The organism is Achromobacter aegrifaciens, from assembly GCF_902859735.1.
Taxonomy (GTDB): Bacteria; Pseudomonadota; Gammaproteobacteria; order Burkholderiales; family Burkholderiaceae_B; genus Achromobacter; species Achromobacter aegrifaciens.
This window is the reverse complement of the sequence record NZ_CADIJY010000004.1, coordinates 261,104-281,530: the sequence shown is the minus strand read 5'-3', so window position 1 is coordinate 281,530 and position 20,427 is coordinate 261,104. Positions and strand designations below refer to the sequence as shown.

Annotated in this window: 15 protein-coding genes; 7 read left to right on the top strand and 8 right to left on the bottom strand. The window is 67.3% G+C overall.

From position 1 onward, the window contains the following. Nucleotides 1-198 precede the first annotated feature (198 nt). The gene (locus HV766_RS14320) at nucleotides 199-1,086 is read right to left on the bottom strand and encodes a LysR family transcriptional regulator (protein WP_054456237.1); all 888 of its coding nucleotides are present in this window, start codon (nucleotides 1,084-1,086) and stop codon (nucleotides 199-201) included. A gap of 206 nt (nucleotides 1,087-1,292) precedes the next feature. Here HV766_RS14320 and HV766_RS14315 point away from each other — a divergent pair, with 206 nt between their 5' ends. Next, nucleotides 1,293-2,897 (top strand): GMC family oxidoreductase, encoded by a 1,605-nt coding sequence (locus HV766_RS14315; protein WP_175181386.1) that lies wholly within the window; start codon nucleotides 1,293-1,295, stop codon nucleotides 2,895-2,897. Nucleotides 2,898-2,968: 71 nt separating this feature from the next. On the opposite strand, the gene cfa is transcribed toward HV766_RS14315, so the two are convergent. Continuing rightward, the gene (cfa, locus tag HV766_RS14310) at nucleotides 2,969-4,150 is read right to left on the bottom strand and encodes a cyclopropane fatty acyl phospholipid synthase (protein WP_119451265.1); all 1,182 of its coding nucleotides are present in this window, start codon (nucleotides 4,148-4,150) and stop codon (nucleotides 2,969-2,971) included. Between the two features lie 292 nt (nucleotides 4,151-4,442). On the opposite strand from cfa, the gene HV766_RS14305 reads away from it, so the two are divergent. The 3 genes from HV766_RS14305 (at nucleotide 4,443) to greB (ending at nucleotide 6,912) form a co-directional block, all read left to right on the top strand. Further along, nucleotides 4,443-5,378: an alpha/beta fold hydrolase gene (locus HV766_RS14305; RefSeq protein WP_119451266.1), complete on the top strand. Its 936-nt coding sequence runs from the start codon at nucleotides 4,443-4,445 to the stop codon at nucleotides 5,376-5,378. Nucleotides 5,379-5,443: 65 nt separating this feature from the next. Beyond that, a complete protein-coding gene (locus tag HV766_RS14300) occupies nucleotides 5,444-6,289 on the top strand; it encodes a 3',5'-nucleoside bisphosphate phosphatase (RefSeq protein WP_175162247.1) in 846 nt (281 codons plus the stop codon). 71 nt (nucleotides 6,290-6,360) lie between these two features. Continuing rightward, a complete protein-coding gene (gene greB / locus HV766_RS14295) occupies nucleotides 6,361-6,912 on the top strand; it encodes a transcription elongation factor GreB (protein WP_119451267.1) in 552 nt (183 codons plus the stop codon). A gap of 118 nt (nucleotides 6,913-7,030) precedes the next feature. Here greB and HV766_RS14290 read toward each other — a convergent pair whose 3' ends face one another. The 3 genes from HV766_RS14290 to HV766_RS14280 all read right to left on the bottom strand — a co-directional run bounded on the left by HV766_RS14290 (nucleotide 7,031) and on the right by HV766_RS14280 (nucleotide 9,997). Further along, nucleotides 7,031-8,059, bottom strand: a complete 1,029-nt coding sequence (locus HV766_RS14290; RefSeq protein WP_119451268.1) for a DctP family TRAP transporter solute-binding subunit — start codon at nucleotides 8,057-8,059, stop codon at nucleotides 7,031-7,033. 94 nt (nucleotides 8,060-8,153) lie between these two features. Further along, nucleotides 8,154-9,452 (bottom strand): TRAP transporter large permease, encoded by a 1,299-nt coding sequence (locus HV766_RS14285; RefSeq protein WP_175181385.1) that lies wholly within the window; start codon nucleotides 9,450-9,452, stop codon nucleotides 8,154-8,156. After that, nucleotides 9,449-9,997, bottom strand: coding sequence for a TRAP transporter small permease (locus HV766_RS14280; RefSeq protein ID WP_054456244.1), 549 nt, complete (start codon nucleotides 9,995-9,997; stop codon nucleotides 9,449-9,451). Before HV766_RS14280 ends, HV766_RS14285 begins: the two co-directional genes overlap by 4 nt. Nucleotides 9,998-10,114: 117 nt before the next feature. On the opposite strand from HV766_RS14280, the gene HV766_RS14275 reads away from it, so the two are divergent. Beyond that, nucleotides 10,115-10,279: a hypothetical protein gene (locus HV766_RS14275; RefSeq protein WP_175181384.1), complete on the top strand. Its 165-nt coding sequence runs from the start codon at nucleotides 10,115-10,117 to the stop codon at nucleotides 10,277-10,279. Nucleotides 10,280-10,354: 75 nt separating this feature from the next. Next, nucleotides 10,355-14,404, top strand: coding sequence for a phosphoribosylformylglycinamidine synthase (purL, locus tag HV766_RS14270; protein ID WP_175162249.1), 4,050 nt, complete (start codon nucleotides 10,355-10,357; stop codon nucleotides 14,402-14,404). A gap of 82 nt (nucleotides 14,405-14,486) precedes the next feature. Here the strand turns inward: purL and HV766_RS14265 are convergent, their stop codons facing one another. The 3 genes from HV766_RS14265 to HV766_RS14255 form a co-directional block, all read right to left on the bottom strand. After that, complete coding sequence (locus HV766_RS14265; RefSeq protein WP_175181383.1) at nucleotides 14,487-16,883, bottom strand: TonB-dependent siderophore receptor; 2,397 nt, start codon at nucleotides 16,881-16,883, stop codon at nucleotides 14,487-14,489. A gap of 102 nt (nucleotides 16,884-16,985) precedes the next feature. Further along, the gene (locus HV766_RS14260) at nucleotides 16,986-17,948 is read right to left on the bottom strand and encodes a FecR domain-containing protein (RefSeq protein WP_175181382.1); all 963 of its coding nucleotides are present in this window, start codon (nucleotides 17,946-17,948) and stop codon (nucleotides 16,986-16,988) included. Beyond that, nucleotides 17,945-18,451 (bottom strand): sigma-70 family RNA polymerase sigma factor, encoded by a 507-nt coding sequence (locus HV766_RS14255; protein WP_054456247.1) that lies wholly within the window; start codon nucleotides 18,449-18,451, stop codon nucleotides 17,945-17,947. The genes HV766_RS14260 and HV766_RS14255 overlap by 4 nt, the downstream gene beginning before the upstream one ends. 169 nt (nucleotides 18,452-18,620) lie before the next feature. Between HV766_RS14255 and HV766_RS14250 the strand changes: the two genes are divergently transcribed. Next, entirely contained in the window at nucleotides 18,621-20,246 is a 1,626-nt protein-coding gene (locus HV766_RS14250) for a methyl-accepting chemotaxis protein (RefSeq protein WP_054456248.1), read from the top strand. Nucleotides 20,247-20,427 lie beyond the last annotated feature (181 nt).

Genomic DNA, 20,427 nt, shown 5'->3' with positions numbered 1-20,427 from the left:
CATGAATCATCAAGCAAAGTCCATGCCAGGGATGCCGGCGGTCAGCGGCGCGAGTGGGCGCGCCGGGCGCTTCATAGGGAAAGCGGCCTCAGGATCGCTTTTGCGGCCGCGTCGCGCGTCGCACCGCCTCGGCCGGCGTGCATCAAGGCGGTGCATATTCCTGTGCGGCGCCGCACCCGTTTGGCGCAGCGCAGCGGTCTAGGCAAACGCCGCCTGGACGGCGGCGAAGGCAGCGGCGACCAGGGGATCGCTGCGGCGGGAGGCCTGGGTGATGAAGGCGAGTTCGGCCTGGATCGCCAGGCCCTTGACCAGCACCAGCCCGCTGGCCTGGGATTCGCGCAGCGCGACGGAGTCGCGCGCCAGCGACAGGCCCACGCCCGAGCGCACCAGGTCCAGCATCGACGCTTCCTGGTCCACTTCGGCCACGGCGTTGGGCGCGACGCCCAGCGCGTCGAACTTGTCGGACAGCAGCCGGTGGTGCACCGAATCCGGCGGCGTCCAGATCCAGGGCAGGGCGGCGATCGCGGCCCAGTCGCGGCCGGCCACCTGCGCGCCCCAGCCCTTGGGAGCCACGACGAAATAGGCGAAGGAGGCGAGCGGCATTGCTTCAAGCCCGGCGGGCGCCGCGTCACGTCCTTGCGGGCCGAGGGAAAAACCCACGTCCAGTTCGCCCGCGCGTACCTGTTTCGCCACCGATCCGGACATGCCGTGGCGCAGGGTGGGGCGGATCTTGGGATAGTGCTCCACCAGGTATTGCAGCGTGGCGCCCAGGCGCAGGAATTCCGGATCGAGGATGGTGCCAATGCGCAGATCGCCCTGGACGGTGTCGCGCAGGGCGCCCAGGGCGCGCTGGAAGTCGTCCAGCGCGTCCAGGATGCGCTGCGCCGAAGGCAGCAGCGCGCGGCCGTCGGCATTGGGCGCCAAGCCTTGGGCGGTGCGCGAGAACAAGGTCAGGTCCAGCGATTCCTGGAAGTTCTTCAACTGCAGGCTGAGCGCGGGCTGGGTCAGGTGCAGATGCTCGGCCGCGCGCGTCAGGTTGCCCTCGCGGGCCACGGCGGCAAAAGTGCGGATGTGCTTCAGGTCCATGGGGCGGTTCCCGGAGTAGGCGGCGAGCAAAAGGGGCTGAGCATTATTTAAGTTGCTTATAAACCGTTTTTCAACAATTCATTGGACAGTTCCACCCGGCTGCGCGAGAGTCACGGTAGATGCCCGGCGCGCGCAAGGTCGCCAGAGCCGGGTCGGCTCACCCAGTCCGCAGGCGTACCGCCCCGGCAAGAAGATAAGAAGAGCTTATGGAGACATACGACTACATCATCGTTGGCGCGGGCTCGGCCGGCTGCGTGCTGGCCAACCGCCTGAGCCGCGACCCTGCCGTGCAGGTGCTGCTGCTGGAAGCCGGTGGCCGCGACAACTACCACTGGATCCATATCCCCGTGGGCTACCTGCATTGCATCGGCAATCCCAGGACGGACTGGATGTACCGCACCGCGGCGGAAGCCGGTCTGGGCGGCCGTTCCCTGATCTACCCGCGCGGCCGCGTGCTGGGCGGCAGTTCATCGATCAACGGCATGATCTACATGCGCGGCCAGCGCCAGGACTACGAGGACTGGGCCGAACTGTCCGGCGACCCCGCCTGGGGCTGGGACCAGGTGCTGCCGGTGTTCAAGCGCAGCGAGGACTATCACCGCGGCGCGGACGAATTCCATGGCGCAGGCGGCGAATGGCGCGTGGAATCGCAGCGCCTGCGCTGGGACATCCTGGAAGCCTTTGCCGGCGCGGCCGAGCAGGAGGGCATCCCGCGCGTGCAGGATTTCAACCGCGGCGACAATTTCGGCTGCGGCTATTTCGAAGTGAACCAGCGCGGCGGCTGGCGCTGGAATACCGCCAAGGCATTCCTGCGGCCGGTGCAAAAGCGTCCGAACCTGCGCGTGATGACGGGCGCCCATGCCGAGCAACTGGTGTTCGAGGGCAAGCGCTGCGTCGGCGTGCAGCTGCGCCGCAACGGCCAGAGCGCTACCTTGCGCGCGCGCCGCGAGGTGGTGCTGGCGGCTGGCGCGGTCAACACGCCGCACCTGCTGGAACTCTCCGGCGTGGGCGAGCCCGCGCGCCTGCGCGAAAGCGGCATCGCCTTGCAGCACGCCTTGCCGGGCGTGGGCGAGAACCTGCAGGACCATCTGCAACTGCGCGTCATCATCCAGGTGCAGGGCGTGAAGACGCTGAACCGCATCGCCTCCACCTGGTTGGGCAAGGCCGGCATCGGCCTGGAGTACCTGCTCAAGCGCAGCGGCCCGATGAGCATGGCGCCGTCGCAGTTGGGCGCGTTTGCCAAGTCGGATCCGGGCCAGGCACGCGCCAACGTCGAATTCCACGTGCAGCCGCTGTCGCTGGGCGCGTTTGGCGAACCGCTGCATGGCTTTGACGCCTTCACCGCCAGCGTGTGCAATCTGCGGCCGACCTCGCGCGGCAGCGTGCATGCGCAGGGGCCGCAGGGCGCGCCGGCCATCACGCCCAGGTATCTGAGCACCGAGGAAGACCTGCGCGTGGCGGCGGACTCGATCCGCCTGGTGCGGCGGATCGCGGCGGCGCCGGCCTTGCAGCGCTACCAGCCGCAGGAGTGGCTGCCGGGACCTGCGTTCCAGACGGACACCGAGTTGCGGGAAGCTGCCGGCAAGATCGGCACCACCATCTTCCATCCGGTAGGGACCTGCGCGATGGGACGCGACGCGGACGGCGGGGCGGTGGTGGACGCGCGGCTGCGCGTCCATGGCCTGGAGGGCCTGCGTGTGGCCGACGCCTCGGTGATGCCTTTGATCACGTCGGGCAACACCAATTCGCCGACCATCATGATCGCGGAGCGGGCCGCCGACATGATCCGCGAGGACGCTGCAGGGCGCTGAATCTACCGTGGGCGCGGCAGAAAAGAAAGCCGCCCTTAAAGGGCGGCTTTCTGGCGATGGCGTCACCGCGTTCAGCGCAGCGAACGGTACATTTCCTGGCGTTGCGGGTGGGTCAGCATCACTTGCCAGAGCTGGCCCTCGCGCGAGCGGAAAAAGCCCGCGCAGCACATCAGGTAGTACTTCCACATGCGGTAGAAGCGGTTGCCGTAGCGCGATTCCAGTCCGGGCCAGGCGCGTTCGAAGTTGTCCCACCACGCCATCAGGGTACGGTCGTAATCGGCGCCGAAGTTGTGCCAGTCTTCAATGATGAAGCGGCCTTCCACGGCGGCGGCGATCTCGCGCGCGGACGGCAGCTTGCCGTTGGGGAAGACGTAGCGGTCGATCCAGGGATCGGTGCTCTGGCTGGTGGAGGCGATACCGATGGTGTGCAGCAGGAACACGCCGTCCGGCGCCATCAGGCGCTGCACGTTGCTGAAGTAGGTGTCGTAGTTCTTGGGGCCGACATGCTCGAACATGCCCACCGACACCACCTTGTCGAAACTACCCTGCAGGTCGCGGTAATCCTGCAGCAGCAGTTGCACGGGCAGGCCCTGGACCCTTTCCTGCGCCAGGGCCAGTTGCTCCTTGGACACGGTCACGCCGGTGACCTTGACGCCGTAGCGTTCGGCGGCAAAGCGCGCCAGTCCGCCCCAGCCGCAGCCGATGTCCAGCAGCGTCTCGCCTTCGCGCAGCTGCAGCTTGCGGCAGATCATCTCCAGCTTGGCCAGTTGCGCTTCTTCCAGCGTCTGGGCGTTTTCCCAGTAGGCGCAGGAGTAGATCATGCGGCTGTCCAGCATGGCCTCGAACACGTCATTGCCCGCGTCGTAATGCTGTTCGCCGACCTCGAACGCGCGGTTCTTGGACTGCAGGTTGAACAGCTTGTGGCGCAGGTGCTCGGCGATCAGCTTGACGCGCGCCAGGCCCAGCGCCGCCGACCCCATGTCGGCGCGCAGCAGGCGGGTGAACAGTTCGTCGAGCTGGTCGCAGTCCCATTCGCCGTCCATGTAGGATTCGCCCAGGCCCAGCGACCAGCTGGCGAAGACGCGCTCGTACATATGCTTGTCATGAACCTGTATGTCCCAGGGGCGGTTGCCGTTGATGCGGACATCGGCGCGGGCCAGGACGTCCTGGAGCACTTTGGGAGGTTCGGGGGGAGGGGAACTGGCGGATTGATGGCCGGCGGCCAACGGCGAGGAAGGACTGCTCTGCTGCATACGGACTCCATATCAATTTTGGGATGACTGATCTGGCAATGCTTGAAACTTCCGAGTCTGATCCTAACAGGTCCGCAACTCCAATTTAATGATTGGATCGCCTCGATAGGCAAAGGCACCCCGCGGTGCGTGGAGGTGGGGGCGGCGATCCGGATGCAAGGATCGTAGCGACGACCGGGCCGATAGTCCAGAACCCCACCGCCGGGTGTTGCGGCGGCGCAGCCTGCCGTCCTATAAGATACCGGCCTGGCGCGCCTTCGCCATGGCGCGCAACGACTCGTGGAGTGTATCGATGGTGGACGCCAGCCTGGAACCCCGTTTGGATTTCGTCACATGCGCCAGCCCGGCGGGCCTGCACCGCATGGCCTACTGGGAATGGGGCGACCCGGGCAACGACCAGGTGCTGGTCTGCGTACATGGGCTGACCCGCAGCGGGCGGGACTTCGATACGCTGGCGCGGCGGCTGGCGGGGCGCTATCGCGTGGTCTGCCCGGACGTGGTGGGACGCGGCCGTTCCGACTGGCTGGCCAATCCCGCGTTTTACACGGTGCCGCAGTACGTCTCGGACATGGTGACCCTGCTGGCGCGCCTGAAGCCGGCGCGGCTGGCCTGGGTCGGTACGTCCATGGGCGGGCTCATCGGCCTGGCGTTGTCGGGCGCGGCGGTGTTCGCGCGCGCCATGCTGGCCATGCGCCCGCACGCGGGCATGCTGCCGCCCGAGCAAGGCTTCCATCTGGACAAACTGGTGCTCAACGACGTCGGGCCTCGTCTGGAGACGGGCGCCCTGGCGCGCATAGGCCAGTATGTGGGCGAGCCGGGTGAGTTCGCGAGCTTCGAAGAGGCCGTGGCCACCATGCGCGCCAACTCCGTCACGTTCGGCCCGCATACCGACGCGCAGTGGGCGGACCTGGCGCGCTATCTGTATCCCCAGCAGGGCGACAAATGGGTCAAGCATTACGACCTGGCGCTGTCGCAGGCCCTGGCCGCGCAGACTCCCGAGGAACTGGCGGCCGGCGAACAGATCCTGTGGCGTTCGTATGATTCCCTGCCGTGTCCCGTGCTGATCGTGCGCGGCGCGGAATCCGACTTGCTGACGCGCGCCACCGTCGAGGAAATGCTCAAGCGCAATCCGCGGGCGCAGGCCCATGAAGTGGCCGGCGTGGGCCATGCGCCCACCTTGATCTCGGACGAGCAGGTGGATCCGGTCGCGTCCTTTCTGCTGTCCTGACCGCGCCGTAAACAAGGGACGGCTCGGCGCTATCCACGCTGCCGGGCCTTCTCTACAATAGCTGGATGAACGCGCGCACATTGAATATCGACCTGCACTGCCATTCCACCGTCTCGGACGGCGCCCTCGCGCCGCGCGACGTGGCGCAGCGCGCGCATGCCAACGGCGTGGACGTCTGGGCCCTGACCGACCACGACGAAATCGGCGGCCTGGCCGAAGCGGCCCGCGCGGCGCGCGAGCTGGACATGGACTTCGCCACCGGCGTCGAGATCTCCGTGACCTGGGCGGGCGTCACCGTGCACATCGTGGGCCTGCGCTTCGACCCCGAGAACGCCGCGCTGGCCGAAGGCCTGCGCAAGACCCGCTCCGGCCGCGCCGAACGCGCCAAGCGCATCGGCGAACGCCTGGCGGAAATGGGCATGCCCGGCGCCTACGAAGGCGCGCTGCCGTTCGCAGGCAACCCCGAACTCATCAGCCGCACGCACTTCGCGCGCTATCTGGTCGAAGCCGGCTATTGCCCCGACGTGCAGACCGTGTTCACCAAGCACCTGGGCGACGACCGCCCGGGCCACGTACCCATGCAGTGGGCCACGCTGGCGGAAGCCGTGGGCTGGATCCGCGGCGCGGGCGGCATCGCCGTCATCGCGCATCCCGGCCGCTACAAGTACACGCCGCTACAGTTCGCCGCGCTGTTCGACGAATTCCTGCAGCTGGGCGGCCTCGGCATCGAGGTCAACACCGGCAGCCATACCCCGGAAGAGGCCCGCTATTATGCGGATGTGGCGCGCCGCTATGGATTCCTGGCGTCGCGCGGTTCGGACTTCCATAGTCCGAAGGAAAGCCGGGTGGACCTGGGCCGCTTGCCGGCGCTGCCGCCCGACCTCAAACCGGTCTGGCACGACTGGTTCTGACGCAGGCGGCGGCCATGTCGCCAGCCCTTGCACACAATCGACTGTAATCGCGCCCGACCGGCGCAACCGCCATGAACAAAGCCTTTGTCAAAGAGTCGGACAACGAGGACGACGACGATCTGCCGCAAGCCCAGGCGCTGCCTGCCGGCACCAAGAACTACATGACGCCCGGCGGCTACGAGCGCCTGCGCAGCGAGCTCACGCACCTGATGAACGTGGAGCGCCCCTCTGTCGTGCAGGTGGTGTCGTGGGCCGCGTCCAACGGCGACCGTTCCGAGAACGGCGACTATCTGTACGGCAAGAAGCGCCTGCGCGAGATCGACCGCCGCATGCGCTTCTTGACCAAACGGCTGGATATCGCCGAAGTGGTCGATCCGGCCGCGCAGCCCAACCGCGACCAGGTGTTCTTCGGCGCCACGGTGCTGTATTCGGACAAGGCCGGCGAGGAACACAACGTGACCATCGTGGGCGTCGACGAGGCCGAGCCGCTGGCGGGCAAGATCAGCTGGATCTCGCCGGTGGCGCGCGCGCTGATCAAGGCCAAGGAGGGCGACACCGTGGTGCTGCGCACGCCCGGCGGTATCGAAGAGCTGGACATCCTGGAAGTCAGCTATCCCGCATGAAAGAAAACGGGCGCCAGCTTGTGGCTGGCGCCCGTTGGTGGGCGGGATCTGACGTCCCTGCCTCGGTTGGCGGCTTGCGCCGCCGTTCCCCTGGGGCTTGCTGCTTGTTCTAGCGGGCTTACTTCTTGCGGCTGGCGATCGACTTTTCAGCCAGGTTCACCAGGTCTTCGCCGATCTGCTTCTTCCACTTGTCATAGACCGGCTTGGTCACCTTGACGAAGGCCTCGTGGTCCGCCTGCGACAGCGAGGTCACGGTCACGCCGTGGCCGGCGATTTCCTTCAGCAGCGACGGGTCTTCAGGCGTCACGCCCTTGCGCGCGATCACGATCTGCTGCTTGCCGGCGTCCAGCGCGGCCTGGCGCACGATGTCGCGGTCCTTCTCGGACCAGGAATTCCACACCTCGCGGTTGACCACGAAGATCAGCGGGTCGGCCACGTAGTTCCACAGCGTCAGGTACTTCTGGCCGACGGTGTAGAGCTTGGAACCGGTGTAGATCGACAGGGGATTTTCCTGGCCGTCCACTGCGCCGCTGGCCAGCGCCGGCTGGGCATCGGCCCAGCTCATCTGTGTGGGGTTGGCGCCCAGCGCGGTGAAGGTGTCGATGTACAGCGGCGAGCCCACCACGCGCAGCTTCAGGCCCTTCATGTCTTCGGGCTTCTTGATCTCGTGCTTGGAATTGCTGAGCTGGCGATAGCCGTTTTCACCCCAGGCCAGCGGCACCACGCCGGCTTTCTCGATGAGCTTGAACATCTCCTTGCCCACGTCGCCCTGCACCAGCGCATCGATGGCGGCATAGTCGGGCATCAGGAAGGGCAGGGAGAACAGGTTCAACTGCTTGACCTGCGGCGACCAGTTGATGGTGGAGCCCACGGCCATGTCGATTACGCCCTGGCGGATGGCGGTGAACTCGCGCGTCTGGTCGCCCTGGACCAGCGACGTGCCGGGATAGACCTTGATGTTGATGCGGCCCTGGGTGCGCTCGCGCACCAGGTTGGACCAGATTTCGGCGCCCTGGCCCCAGGGGAAGGTGGTGCCGACCACGATGGAGAGCTTGTACTCGGACTTGTAGTTCTGCGCGTGCGCGGGCGCCATGCCGACGACGGCAGCCGCGCACAGGGCTGCTCCGATCAGGTTGCGGAATTTCATGTTGCGTCTCCTCTCTTTGCGTGTCTGTTGTTGTAATGAATACTGGTACCGCCGGCCTTGGGGGCGCCCCTTGAGGTCGCCCCGTTCAGCCCTTTCAATAACCCAGCTTCTTGGGCAGCCACAGCGCCAGCTGCGGGAACATCAGCACCGCGACCAGCACCAGGAACATCGCGCCCAGCAGCCACACCACCCAGCGCACCGTGGACTCCATCGGCACGCGCGCGATGCGGCACGACACCATCAGGTTCACGGCCAGCGGCGGGGTGAACTGGCCCAGGGCGACCTTCAAGGTCAGGATCACGCCGAACCACACCGGATCCCAGCCATAGGCGTTGGCGATGGGCATGAGCAGCGGCACGAAGATCAGGAAGATGGAAATGCCGTCCAGGAACATGCCCACCGTCATCAGCAGCAGGATCAGCAGCGCCAGCACGCCCCATTCGCCCAGGCCGGAGTTGACGATGGCGTGGGTGATGGGATCGATCACGCTCAGCGTGGACAGGGCCCAGGCGAAGATGCCGGCCAGCGTCACCACCAGCATGATGACGGCGGAAAGCTCGGCGGCTTCGCGCAGGATGGTGTACAGGTCGCGCAGCTTGATGGTGCGGTGGATGAACATGCCCACGAACAGGCCGTAGAACACTGCGACCACGGCCGCTTCGGTGGGCGTGAACCAGCCCATGCGCATGCCGCCCAGGATCAGGACGGGTGCGGCCAGGCCCCATGAGGCTTCGCGCAGGCTGGCCCAGAAGGGCGGGCGGGGCAGGTGGGCTTCGAGCGCGCCCATCTTGTGCTTGCGCGCCAGCCACACCGCCGGAACGATAAGGGCGATGCCGGCCAGGATGCCGGGGATCATGCCGGCGGCGAACAGCGCCGGCACCGAGGCGCCGGGCACCAGCACCGAGTAGATGATGAAGGCCACCGAGGGCGGGATCAGGATGTCCGTGGCGGCGCCGGCCGCGACCACGGCGGCCGAGAACGAGCCCGGATAGCCGGCGCGCGACATGGCGGTGATCATCACCGCGCCCACCGCTGCGGCACAGGCCGGGCCGGAGCCGGAGATGCCGCCCAGGAACATGGCCACCGCGATCGACACCAGCGGCAGCATGCCCGGGCCGCGGCCGACGATGGCAATGGCGAAATCCACCAGCCGCTTGGCCACGCCGGAGCGGTCGAAGATCGAGCCCACCAGCACGAACATGGGGATGGCCAGCAGCGGATACTTGGCCAGGCCGGCGTAGAAGTTCTGCGGCACGGTCAACAGGCCATACCAGGGCGTGTCGAGGTTGGACAGCACGATGGCCACGGTCCCGCCCAGGCCCAGGGCCACGCCGACCGGCACGCCGATCAGCATCAGGACGATGAAGACAATGAAGAGGATGGCGGCGATCATTGCTGATCCTGCCCGGCGGCGCGTCCGCTCTTGGCGATGCGGCGCAGCGTGCCGATGGTGCGCAGCGAGATCGCCGCGGCCATCACGGGCAGCCAGATCGAATACCACCAGGTAGGCACGCCGATGGCGGGCGAGGTTTCTTCGTAGATATATTCGTCGGCAACCAGCTTCACCGACAGCACGGTCAGCAGCAGGAAGAAGGCCAGCACGCAGCCGTTGGAGATTAGCGCCATGATGCGCTGGCGGCGCGGGGAGCCGGAGTCCGCCAGGATCTCGATACGTATGTGGTGGTTGCGCACGAAGGCGACGCTGCCGCCCGCCATGGTCAGCACGATCAGCAGGAACACCGAGATTTCTTCCGTCCAGGCGAAGGACTGGTCGGTGAAATAGCGCACCAGCACGTTCAGGAAGGTGATGATGGCCAGGGTCGCCAGCAGGATCACGGCCAGCCAGTCCTCGATGGCCAGCGGTACTTTGACTGCGGGATCTGCTTCTGCGGGAATGATCGGTTCGACAGGCTCGGCGGGGGCTTCGGGGCGGGACATGTGAGGCAGCGGCCGGCGCGCGGGTAGGCGCCATGCGTTAATGGGGGTCGCTGCATCCTACCGTCGCGCCGTGGGACCGGAAGTTCGTGTTTTCCCGCGGTGCGGGATGAGCGCAACATGTTGCGACGCAATATAAAACCGCAGGCAGGGCGCCGCGCGGTATTGGGAAAGATTCGCAGCGACGCGGAGTTGGCGCGGATGCTGCTTTGCACCATCCCGGTGCGCGGTCTTCGGAATTCTTTTGTAACAATGGCCGAAACAGGGGCGTTCGGGATCGATTGAACAACGGCTCCGGGAAAACCCCCTAAACAGGTAAAATCTCTTTTTGCTCTCCTCTCTTTATACGGCGCCCGCATCGTGTCCCTAGTTCAGCATCTGCCTGGTTCCTCCGTCCTGTCCTCCTTCCGTCGCGATCGCCTCCTGGCGCAATTGAAGGAAGCCGGCTTGCCGGTGGCCGACATATCCGCCCGCTACGAGCACTTCGTCAGCACCGACGCGGCCCTGACGGCCGAACAGCAGCAACATCTGACCCAATTGCTGGACTACGGCACTCCCGCCACCGGCGACGCGCCGGCCAAGAGCCTGTCCCTGCTGGTGATTCCGCGCCTGGGCACGATTTCGCCCTGGGCCAGCAAGGCCACCGACATCGCCCACAACTGTGGCCTGGCGTCTGTGCACCGCATCGAACGCGGCGTGCGCTACGTGATCACTCCCGAGCGCGGCCTGCTGGGTACCAAGTCCTTCGACGACGCCATGCTGGCGCGCGCGGCCGACTGCCTGCACGACCGCATGACGGAAACCGTGGTGGACGCCAGCTTCGACGGCCAGGCGCTGTTCCAGCCGCTGGCCGGCAAGCCCATGCGCACGGTCGACGTGCAGGCGCGCGGCGCCGAAGCCCTGGCCGAGGCGAACATCTCGCTGGGCCTGGCGTTGTCGGACGACGAAATCGAATACCTGGCCAAGTCCTTCACCGACCTGGGTCGCGATCCGACCGACGTGGAACTGATGATGTTCGCGCAGGCCAACAGCGAACACTGCCGCCACAAGATCTTCAACGCCCAGTGGGTGATCGACGGCCAGGAACAGCCCAACACGCTGTTCGGCATGATCCGCGCCACCCACAAGGCGCAGCCCGAAGGCACCGTGGTCGCCTATTCGGACAACGCCGCCATCATGGAAGGCGGCCCCGCCCAGCGCTTCCAGGCCGGCGTGCCGGGCGTGACGGGCGAGGGCGTCGAAGGCGCCAGGTACATCCGCCGCGACACCACCGTGCACACGCTGATGAAGGTGGAAACCCACAACCACCCGACCGCGATCGCGCCGTTCCCCGGCGCCTCGACGGGCGCGGGCGGCGAGATCCGCGACGAAGGCGCGACCGGCCGCGGCTCCAAGCCCAAGGCCGGCCTGACCGGCTTCACCGTGTCGCACCTGCGCTTTGACGACGCGCTGCAACCCTGGGAAGCCGACCATCATGGCCTGCCCGAGCGCATCGCCTCGCCGCTGTCCATCATGATCGACGGCCCTATCGGCGGTGCGGCGTTCAACAACGAATTCGGCCGTCCCAACCTGCTGGGCTATTTCCGTTCGTTCGAGCAGACCGCCGGCGGCACGCGCTGGGGCTACCACAAGCCCATCATGATCGCGGGCGGCCTGGGCAGCATCGACGCCGGCCTGACGCACAAGGACGTGATTCCTCCGGGCGCGCTGCTGATCCAGCTGGGCGGTCCGGGCTTCCGCATCGGCATGGGCGGCGGCGCCGCCTCCAGCATCAGCATGGGCAGCAACTCGGCCGAGCTGGACTTCGATTCCGTCCAGCGCGGCAACCCTGAACTCGAGCGCCGCGCCCAGGAGGTCATCGACCGCTGCTGGCAGCAGGCAGAGAACAACCCCATCATTGCGATCCACGACGTGGGCGCGGGCGGCCTGTCCAACGCCTTCCCGGAACTCGTCAACGACGCCGGCCGCGGCGCCATCTTCGACCTGAAGCGCGTGCCGCTGGAAGAATCGGGCCTGTCGCCCGCCGAAATCTGGAGCAACGAATCGCAGGAACGCTACGTCCTGTCGATCCTGCCCAAGGACCTGGAACGCTTTGACGCCATCGCCCGCCGCGAACGCTGCCCCTACGCGGTGGTGGGCGTGGCCACCGAGGAGCGCCAACTGCGCGTGGTGGACGGCGAGGGCCTGCCTGGCCTGGACACGATCCGTCCGCAGGGCGAAGCCGAAGTGCGTCCGGTGGACGTGCCGATCGACGTCATCCTGGGCAAGCCGCCTCGCATGACCCGCGACGTCACGCGCCTGCCCGGCGTGTCCGCGCCGCTGGACCTGGCCGGCATCGACCTGACCGAAGCCGCCTACCGCGTGCTGCGCCACCCCACGGTGGCCAACAAATCCTTCCTCATCACCATCGGCGACCGCACCGTGGGCGGGCTGTCCAGCCGCGACCAGATGGTCGGTCCCTGGCAGGTGCCGGTGGCCGATTGCGCCGTGACGCTGGCGGACTATGAGGGCTTCCGCGGCGAAGCCATGTCCATGGGCGAACGCACCCCGATCGCCATGCTGGACGCGCCGGCCTCCGGCCGCATGGCCGTGGCCGAGGCCCTGACCAACCTGGCCGCCGCCGACGTGGCGCGCCTGGAAGACATCAAGCTGTCGGCCAACTGGATGGCCGCCTGCGGCGTTGCCGGTCAGGACGCCGCGTTGTACGACACCGTGTCGGCCGTCAGCGAACTTTGCCAGGCCACCGGCCTGTCGATCCCGGTGGGCAAGGATTCCCTGTCCATGAAGACGTCCTGGGAACAGGACGGCGAACAGCGCCAAGTGGTGGCGCCGGTGTCGCTGATCGTCACGGCATTCGCGCCCGTGGCCGACGTGCGCGCCAGCCTGACCCCGCAGCTGCGCACCGACGCTGGCGACAGCGTGCTGATCCTGATCGACCTGGGCCGCGGCCGCCATCGCATGGGCGGCTCGATCCTGGCGCAGGCCTATAACCAGGTCGGCGAAACCGTGCCGGACATCGACGCGCCGCAAGACCTGCGCGCCTTCTTCGTCACCATTCGCACCCTGGCCGAGGCCGGCACCATCCTGGCCTACCACGACCGTTCCGACGGCGGCCTGTTCGCGACCCTGACCGAAATGGCCTTCGCCGGCCGCACCGGCATCTCGGTCAACCTGGACATGCTGACCTTCGATCCGCAATCGGCGGATTGGGGCGATTACAAGATCCGCCCCGAGCAGGTGGCGGTGCAGCGCGAGGAACTGACGCTCAAGGCGCTGTTCTCCGAAGAAGCGGGCGCCGTCATCCAGGTGCCGGCCGCCCAGCGCGACGCCGTCATGCAGGTGCTGCGCGGCGCGGGCCTGTCGGCGCACTCGCATGTCATCGGCGGCCTGAACGGCGCCGACGAAGTCGAGTTCTACCGCGACGGCAAGAAGGTCTGGGGCCAGCCGCGCGCCGAACTCGGCCGCGCCTGGAGCGAAGTGTCCTACCGCATCATGTCGCGCCGCGACAACCCGGCCTGCGCCCAGGCCGAACTCGACGTCTGGAACGACGCCACGGACCCGGGCATGAGCCCCAACGTGGATTTCGATCCCCAGGAAGACGTGGCTGCGCCCTTCATCAACACCGGCAAGCGTCCGCGCGTGGCGATCCTGCGCGAGCAGGGTTGCAACAGCCAGGTGGAAATGGGCTGGGCCTTCGACACCGCCGGCTTTGAAGCCGTCGACGTGCACATGACCGACCTGTTGTCCGGCCGCGTGGATCTTGCTCAGGTGCAAGGCCTGGTGGCCGTGGGCGGCTTCAGCTACGGCGACGTGCTGGGCGCCGGCGAAGGCTGGGCGCGCACCATCCGCTTCAACAGCAAGCTGTCGGACCAGTTCGCCGCCTACTTCGCGCGTCCCGACACCTTCGCGCTGGGCGTTTGCAACGGCTGCCAGATGATGGCTGCGCTGGCGCCGATGATCCCGGGCGCAGAGTTCTGGCCGCGTTTCACGCGCAACCTGTCGGAAAAGTACGAAGCCCGCCTGGCGATGGTCGAAGTGGCCAAGTCGCCGTCGATCTTCTTCGCCGGCATGGAAGGCGCGCGCATTCCGGTGGCCGTGGCGCACGGCGAAGGCTATGCGGACTTCTCGCAGCAGGGCGACGCCAGCCGCCTGCTGGCTGCCGCACGCTACATCGACAACCGCGGCCAGGCCACCGAAGCCTACCCGTTCAACCCGAACGGCAGCCCGGGCGGCCTGACCTCGGTCACCACCGCCGACGGCCGCTTCACGGTCATGATGCCGCACCCGGAACGCGTGACGCGCAACGTCATGATGTCGTGGGCGCCCGAGAAATGGGGCAAGGCGGACAAGGGCGGCGCGTTCAGCCCCTGGATGCGCATCTTCCGCAACGCGCGCGTCTGGCTGAAGTAAGCCAACCGCTCGCGCCGGGATGAGCTTCCCGGCGCCTGCGCGAAACGCCCCGCTATTTGGCGGGGCGTTTTCATTGCGGAGTTCAGAACTGGTACTTCACCCGGCCGATGACGCTGCGCCGGCTGCCCGGATAGCAATCGCTCAGGTCGGAGCAGGTCGCCAGGTATTCCTTGTCGAACAGGTTGGTGGCGTTGACCGACAGCGTCAGGTGCTTGTCGACCGCATAGGACACGCCCGCGTCCACCAGCGTGCGCCCGGCGATCTTCAGCGTGTTGGCGTTGTCGCCGTAGGTCGAGCCCACGTAGCGCAGGCCCGCGCCCAGGCTCAGCCCGGCCAGGGCGCTGTTGCGCACCGTGTAGTTGAGCCAGCCGGAGGCGCTGTGCTCGGGCACCAGGGCCGGACGGTTGCCTTCGGTGCCGTTGTTGGCGCGGGTGATCCGGGCACGCACATAGGTATAGGAACCGGTGAAGTCCCAGCCATCGCCCAGGCTGAACTTGCCTTCCAGTTCCACGCCGCGCGATTGCACCTCGCCCGAGGCGACCTGGAAGCCGGGGTTCTGCAGGTCATTGGTCAGCACGTTGCTCTTCTTGATGTCGAAGACCGCCAGCGTGTAGAGCGCATTCGACCCGGGCGGCTGGAACTTGATGCCGCCTTCCCATTGGCGTCCGCGCGAGGGCGCGAACGGAGAACTGCCATTGGCCGGCGCAGAGGTTCCGGTATTGGGCAGGAAGGACTGGGCGAAGCTGACGTAGGGCGCGATGCCGTTGGGCATGACGTAGTTCAGGCCGGCGCGGCCGCTGAAGCGGCTGCCGCTTTGATCGGTGTCGTTGTTCAGGATCCGGTTTTCGGTCTTCTGGCTGTACCAGTCGTAGCGGCCGCCCAGGGTCAGCACCCAGCGTTCATCGAAGCGGACCTGGTCCTGCAGATACAGGCCGGTCTGGTGCGTGCGCTCCAGGTAGTTGGCCAGCGGTATGGTTGGCGTGGGCACGTCCACGCCATAGACCGGGTCGAACGGGTTCAGGCTGGGCGCCGGCCCCATGGTGCGCGACACGTCGGCGCTGCTGCGGTTGAAGTCCAGGCCCAGCAGCAGCGTATGGGCCAGCGGGCCGGTGCGCAGGTCGAACTGAGCCTGGTTGTCCAACGCCAGCGCGGTCATGCTTTCGTCGTAGCGCCGGGCTGTGCGGGCGATGCCGGTGGGCGTCAGGCCGGCCAGGAACATGTTGTCCAGGATCGAATCGACCCGCCCGTAGCGCAGGTTCTGCCGTACCTGCAGCGTGTCGTTGAAGCGGTGCTCGAACAGGTAGCCGATGCTCTTCTGGTCCTGGTCGTAGCGGTTGAAATTGGGATCGCCGTTGCGCAGATTGGTGGGCTTGCCGTTGACCGTGACCGTGCCGATGGTGCCGCCGGAGCGGTCGCGCAGGTACTCCGTCAGCAGCGTGAAGCGGGTCGCGGCGGAAGGGGCCCAGGTCAGCGAAGGCGCCAGGAACAGGCGGTCGTCGGAGATCCGGTCGCCGTTCGGATAGGTGAATTGCGTGTTGGCGTCGCGCGCCACGCCGATGACGCGGTACATCAGCGTGCCGTCTTCGGTCGCCGGGCCGGTCAGGTCGACCGCCGCCTGCTTGCGCTGGAAGCTGCCGTACTCCAGCTCGGCCTCGTAGTGCGGCGTGGCCGAGGGCAGTTTGCTCACGCGGTTGATGACCCCGCCCGCGTCGCCCTGGCCGTACAGCACGGAAGAGGGGCCGCGCAGCACCTCGATGCGATCCAGCGCATAGGGTTCGCTGCGGAACAGGGTGTAGCCGGAGGTCGCCTGGCGCAGGCCGTCCTTATAGTCGCTGGTGGCCTGGGCGTTGAAGCCGCGCAGCATGACCCAATCGAAACCCTTGGGGTCCACGCCGTAGGTTTCCACCGTTACGCCGGGCACGTAGCGCAGCACTTCGGTCACGCTTTGCGCGTTCTGCGCTTCCATCTGCGCGCGCGTTACCACCGAGATCGACTGCGGCACTTCCAGGATGGGCGTGTCGGTCTTGGTGCCGGCCCGGGTTTCCTCGGCCACGTAGCTGTCGGGCGCTACGCTCGAGGCCCGCACGGTGACCGGCTCCAGCGTGGAGACGCCGGCCGCGCCGGGCGGCAGCGGACGCAGCACGTAGCCGCCGCCTTCCAGGCGCGCCGCCAGGCCGCTGCCGGCCAGGATCGCGGCATAGCCCGCGTTCAGGCCATAGGCGCCGCGCAGGCCGGGACTGCGCCGGCCCGCGGTCAGGGCGCCGTCGATGGTGATGGTCACGCCCGCCTGCTGCGAATAGGCGTTAAGCACCTGGTCCAACGGGCCGGCGGGAATGTCGTAGCTTCTGGCGGCCCGCTCCTGGGGCGAGGGGGCGCCCGGTTCCGCGGCCATGGCGGCGGGGGGCGCGGCCAGCGCCAAAGCGGTCAGGGCCAGCGCCAGCGTGCTGCGGGCGGGCTTGGGAGTGGAGCGGGCTTGCATGTAGTGGGTTCCTCGTTGCGGACGTGAATGCTGCGGATATGCAGGTATCCCGAACGAGAAATAAAAAGTGCTACGGTTTTCGCGAAATTTTTTTGTGGAGGGCTATCTGGGTTCCACCACCACCCAGTAGCTCGTGTAGCGCGACACGCGCAGCGGCAGGGCTCTTGCAAGCGAGGCCAGGATCCGGTCCGTGTCGTCCAGGGCGTACACGCCCGACACGATCAGGTCGGCCACGCGCGGGTCGCAGCGGATCACGCCGCGCCGGTAGCGTCCGACCTGCTCCAGGAAATCGGCCAGGCGCAGGCGTTCGGCCACCAGTTGGCCGCGCAGCCAGGCTGGCGCCTGCTGCAAGGCGTCCAGCATCGGCTCGGCCGCCAGCGGCGTGAACGCGGCGGATTGGCCCGCGTCCAGGCGCAGGGGGCGGCCCCGGAACGGCTGGATCTCCACCGCGCCTTCATAGACGCCGACCCGTATCCGGTCGCGCTGCTGCTCCACCGTGAACCGGGTGCCCAGCGCCTGCACGTCGCCAAAGGCGGTGGCGACGAAAAAGGGGCGGCCCGCGGCGGCCGGGCCGTGGCCGGTTTGCACGTAGATCTCGCCGCGGCGCAGGACCAGCCGGCGTGTGTCGGCGGTGTATTCCATGTCCACGGCGCTGTCGCCGTTGAGTACGAGCCGGGTGCCGTCGGCCAGCGTGATTTCGCGCCGTTCGCCTACGGCGCTGCGGTAGTCGGCGGCGTAGGCCTGCCAAGGCAGGCGTTGGGCCGCCAGGCCCGCGGCGCCGGCGCCCAGCACCGCCCAGCCCATCAAGCGCAGGGCCTTGCGGCGTCCCGCCTGCCGGCCCGAGCGGGCCAGAGCCTGGGCCGATGCCTCGGGCGACACGTCCATCAGTCGCGTATCGATCCGCTGCACTTGCTGCCAGGCGCGCTCATGGTCCGGATGGGCGGCGCGCCAGCGCTGCCAGGCCGCGCGTTCGTCGGCGCTGGCTTCGCCGGACCACAGGATGACCAGCCATTCCAGCCCTTGAGCCAGTATCGGTTCCGGGATGTCCCCGTGCCGGGCGCTCACAGCGCGGCCAGGCAGGCTTGGGCGGCGCGCAGCATGTGCTTGCGCACCAGCGCCACCGACACGCCCAGGCTTTGCGCGATGTCGGAATAGGTCCGGCCCTCGAACCGGGACAGGATGAAGACCTGGCGGGCGCGGGCGGGCAGGGCGTCCAGCGCGGCGTCCACCGCCATCAGCGTTTCCAGCGCCAGCGCGCGCGCCTCGGCCGATGGCATGTGCGCTTCGGGCAAGCTGGCCAGGGCGTCCAGGTAGGCGCTTTCCAGGGCGCGGCGGCGGTACAGGTCCACCACCAGGCCCCGGGCGATCTGGGTGAGAAAGGCGCGCGCCTGGCCGGCTTCGGGCAGCCGGCCCGAGTTCAGCAGCCGTTCGTAGGTGTCGTGCGACAGGTCCGCGGCATCGTGGGCGCAACCCAGCCGCCGCCGCAGCCAGCCCGCCAGCCATCCGTGATGGTCGCGGTAGAGCAGGTTCAAGGCATGGTGCGCCGTGGGCTGGGTGGCCGCCGTCACGATGGGTTCCCGTCAGGTCCAAAACTGCAAATGATAATCGTTGTTAATTGTGTTGGACAAGCGCGGCGCGGAACGAAATGCCTCATGCAATCAAATGAGATGTTTAACTTTTCATTGCAACCTGTCGTAAAGCATAGGTAGCCGCTACACGCAACCCGGAGTGACCCCAATGTTCAAGAATCTCAGTATTCGCGCGGTCTTGACGACCGCTTTAGCCGTTTTCTTCGCGCTTTTCCTGCTAACCGGCATCGCCGTCCACCAGCAGTTGACCTCCAACCGCAATTCCATCGAAGTGCTGCTGGACACCAACCTGGTCCGCGCCAATGCGGTGAACGGCGCTGGCGCCGAACTGTTGCGCGCCCGCCTGGTGCTGCTGGCCGCGCAGACCGCGCTGATGGAAGGCAAAAGCCTGGACAACCTGGCCAGCATGCAGCGCCTGGACGGCTACACCAAGAAGGCCGGCGAGCTGATCGACCTAGCGCGCAAGACACCCGAAACCTCGCCCCAGGGCAAGCCCCTGCTGGACGCGGCGCTGGCGGCCTACGACGTCTATCACCGCGACGCCATTGTGCCCATGATCGCGGCCATCCGTGCCGGTAACGCACAGGATTCCAACCGCCTCAACCTGGAAAAAGTCACGCCGCTGGGCCTGACCTTTACCGCCGCCATCCAGAAGTACGTGGATTACGCCGACGAAGTCGGCCAGCGCGTGGCGCGCGACGCCTCCACCCGCATCAACGGCGCGATCGCCGTCCTGATCGGCCTGCTGGTCGTGGTGGCCGCGCTGGTGGTGGGCCTGTACGCGGTGTTCGGCCGCGCGGTGTTCCGTCCGCTGCATGAAGCCGGACGTCTGTTCGACCGCATCGCCGGCGGTGACCTGACCAACCGCATCGAGCAACGCGGCAACAACGAAATCGGCGTGCTCTACGCCGCCGTCAAGCGCATGCAGGATAGCCTGGCGCGTACCGTGTCGGCCGTGCGGCTGGGCGTGGAAGAGATCCACACCGGCGCGCGCGAGATCGCCGCGGGCAACATCGACCTGTCTTCGCGCACCGAGCAGCAGGCCGCCTCGCTGGAAGAAACCGCCGCCAGCATGGATGAACTGTCTTCCACCGTGCGCAACAACGCGGAAAGCTCGCGCAGCGCCTCGGAGCTGGCCGTGGCGGCGTCCGAAGTGGCCACGCGCGGCGGCCAGGCCGTGGGCGACGTGGTCGGCACCATGCGCGGCATTGCCGACAGCTCCAACCGCATCGCCGACATCGTCGGCGTGATCGACGGCATCGCCTTCCAGACCAACATCCTGGCGCTGAACGCCGCAGTGGAAGCGGCGCGCGCCGGCGAGCAGGGCAAGGGCTTCGCCGTCGTTGCCAGCGAAGTGCGCGCCCTGGCGCAGCGCAGCGCCGCCGCCGCCAAGGAAATCAAGGGCCTGATCGACGACTCCGTGCAGAAGGTATCGGTCGGTTCGGACCAGGTGGAAGCCGCCGGCGCCACCATGCAGGAAATCGTGGTCTCGGTGCGTCGCGTGACGGACATCATCAACGAAATTTCCAGCGCATCTGAAGAACAGTCGCAGGGCATCCAGCAGGTCAACCAGGCCGTGTCGCAGATGGACAGCGTGACGCAGCAGAACGCCGCGCTGGTCGAAGAGGCCGCGGCGTCCGCAGCCTCGCTGGAAACCCAGGCGCAGCGCCTGCGCGAAGCCGTGGCCGTGTTCAAGCTGCAGACCGGCCGCGTGATCGACGCCGACGCGCCGGCCGTGGGCCGCAACGGCGAACCGGCTTTGCTCGGCGCCTGATTGCGTCGCTGACCTTGGCCCATAAGGCGGCCGGCCCGGAGGGCTGGCCGTGAACTGAACCAAAGCCCCCTGCGTGTTTGCGCCTTGGGGGCTTTGTTCATGGGCCAGATCTGCGGCCCACAGGGCGGCACCACATGGCGGCACCATTTCACGGCGCCGACAACAACCAGGGACAAAAGGT

What these genes read in the sequence shown, in the direction of transcription:
- HV766_RS14320 (WP_054456237.1), bottom strand. Translation starts at nt 1,086, where the DNA reads ATGGACCTGAAGCACATCCGCACTTTTGCCGCCGTGGCCCGCGAGGGC.
- HV766_RS14315 (WP_175181386.1), top strand. Translation starts at nt 1,293, where the DNA reads ATGGAGACATACGACTACATCATCGTTGGCGCGGGCTCGGCCGGCTGC.
- cfa (WP_119451265.1), bottom strand. Translation starts at nt 4,150, where the DNA reads ATGCAGCAGAGCAGTCCTTCCTCGCCGTTGGCCGCCGGCCATCAATCC.
- HV766_RS14305 (WP_119451266.1), top strand. Translation starts at nt 4,443, where the DNA reads ATGGTGGACGCCAGCCTGGAACCCCGTTTGGATTTCGTCACATGCGCC.
- HV766_RS14300 (WP_175162247.1), top strand. Translation starts at nt 5,444, where the DNA reads ATGAACGCGCGCACATTGAATATCGACCTGCACTGCCATTCCACCGTC.
- greB (WP_119451267.1), top strand. Translation starts at nt 6,361, where the DNA reads ATGAACAAAGCCTTTGTCAAAGAGTCGGACAACGAGGACGACGACGAT.
- HV766_RS14290 (WP_119451268.1), bottom strand. Translation starts at nt 8,059, where the DNA reads ATGAAATTCCGCAACCTGATCGGAGCAGCCCTGTGCGCGGCTGCCGTC.
- HV766_RS14285 (WP_175181385.1), bottom strand. Translation starts at nt 9,452, where the DNA reads ATGATCGCCGCCATCCTCTTCATTGTCTTCATCGTCCTGATGCTGATC.
- HV766_RS14280 (WP_054456244.1), bottom strand. Translation starts at nt 9,997, where the DNA reads ATGTCCCGCCCCGAAGCCCCCGCCGAGCCTGTCGAACCGATCATTCCC.
- HV766_RS14275 (WP_175181384.1), top strand. Translation starts at nt 10,115, where the DNA reads ATGTTGCGACGCAATATAAAACCGCAGGCAGGGCGCCGCGCGGTATTG.
- HV766_RS14265 (WP_175181383.1), bottom strand. Translation starts at nt 16,883, where the DNA reads ATGCAAGCCCGCTCCACTCCCAAGCCCGCCCGCAGCACGCTGGCGCTG.
- HV766_RS14250 (WP_054456248.1), top strand. Translation starts at nt 18,621, where the DNA reads ATGTTCAAGAATCTCAGTATTCGCGCGGTCTTGACGACCGCTTTAGCC.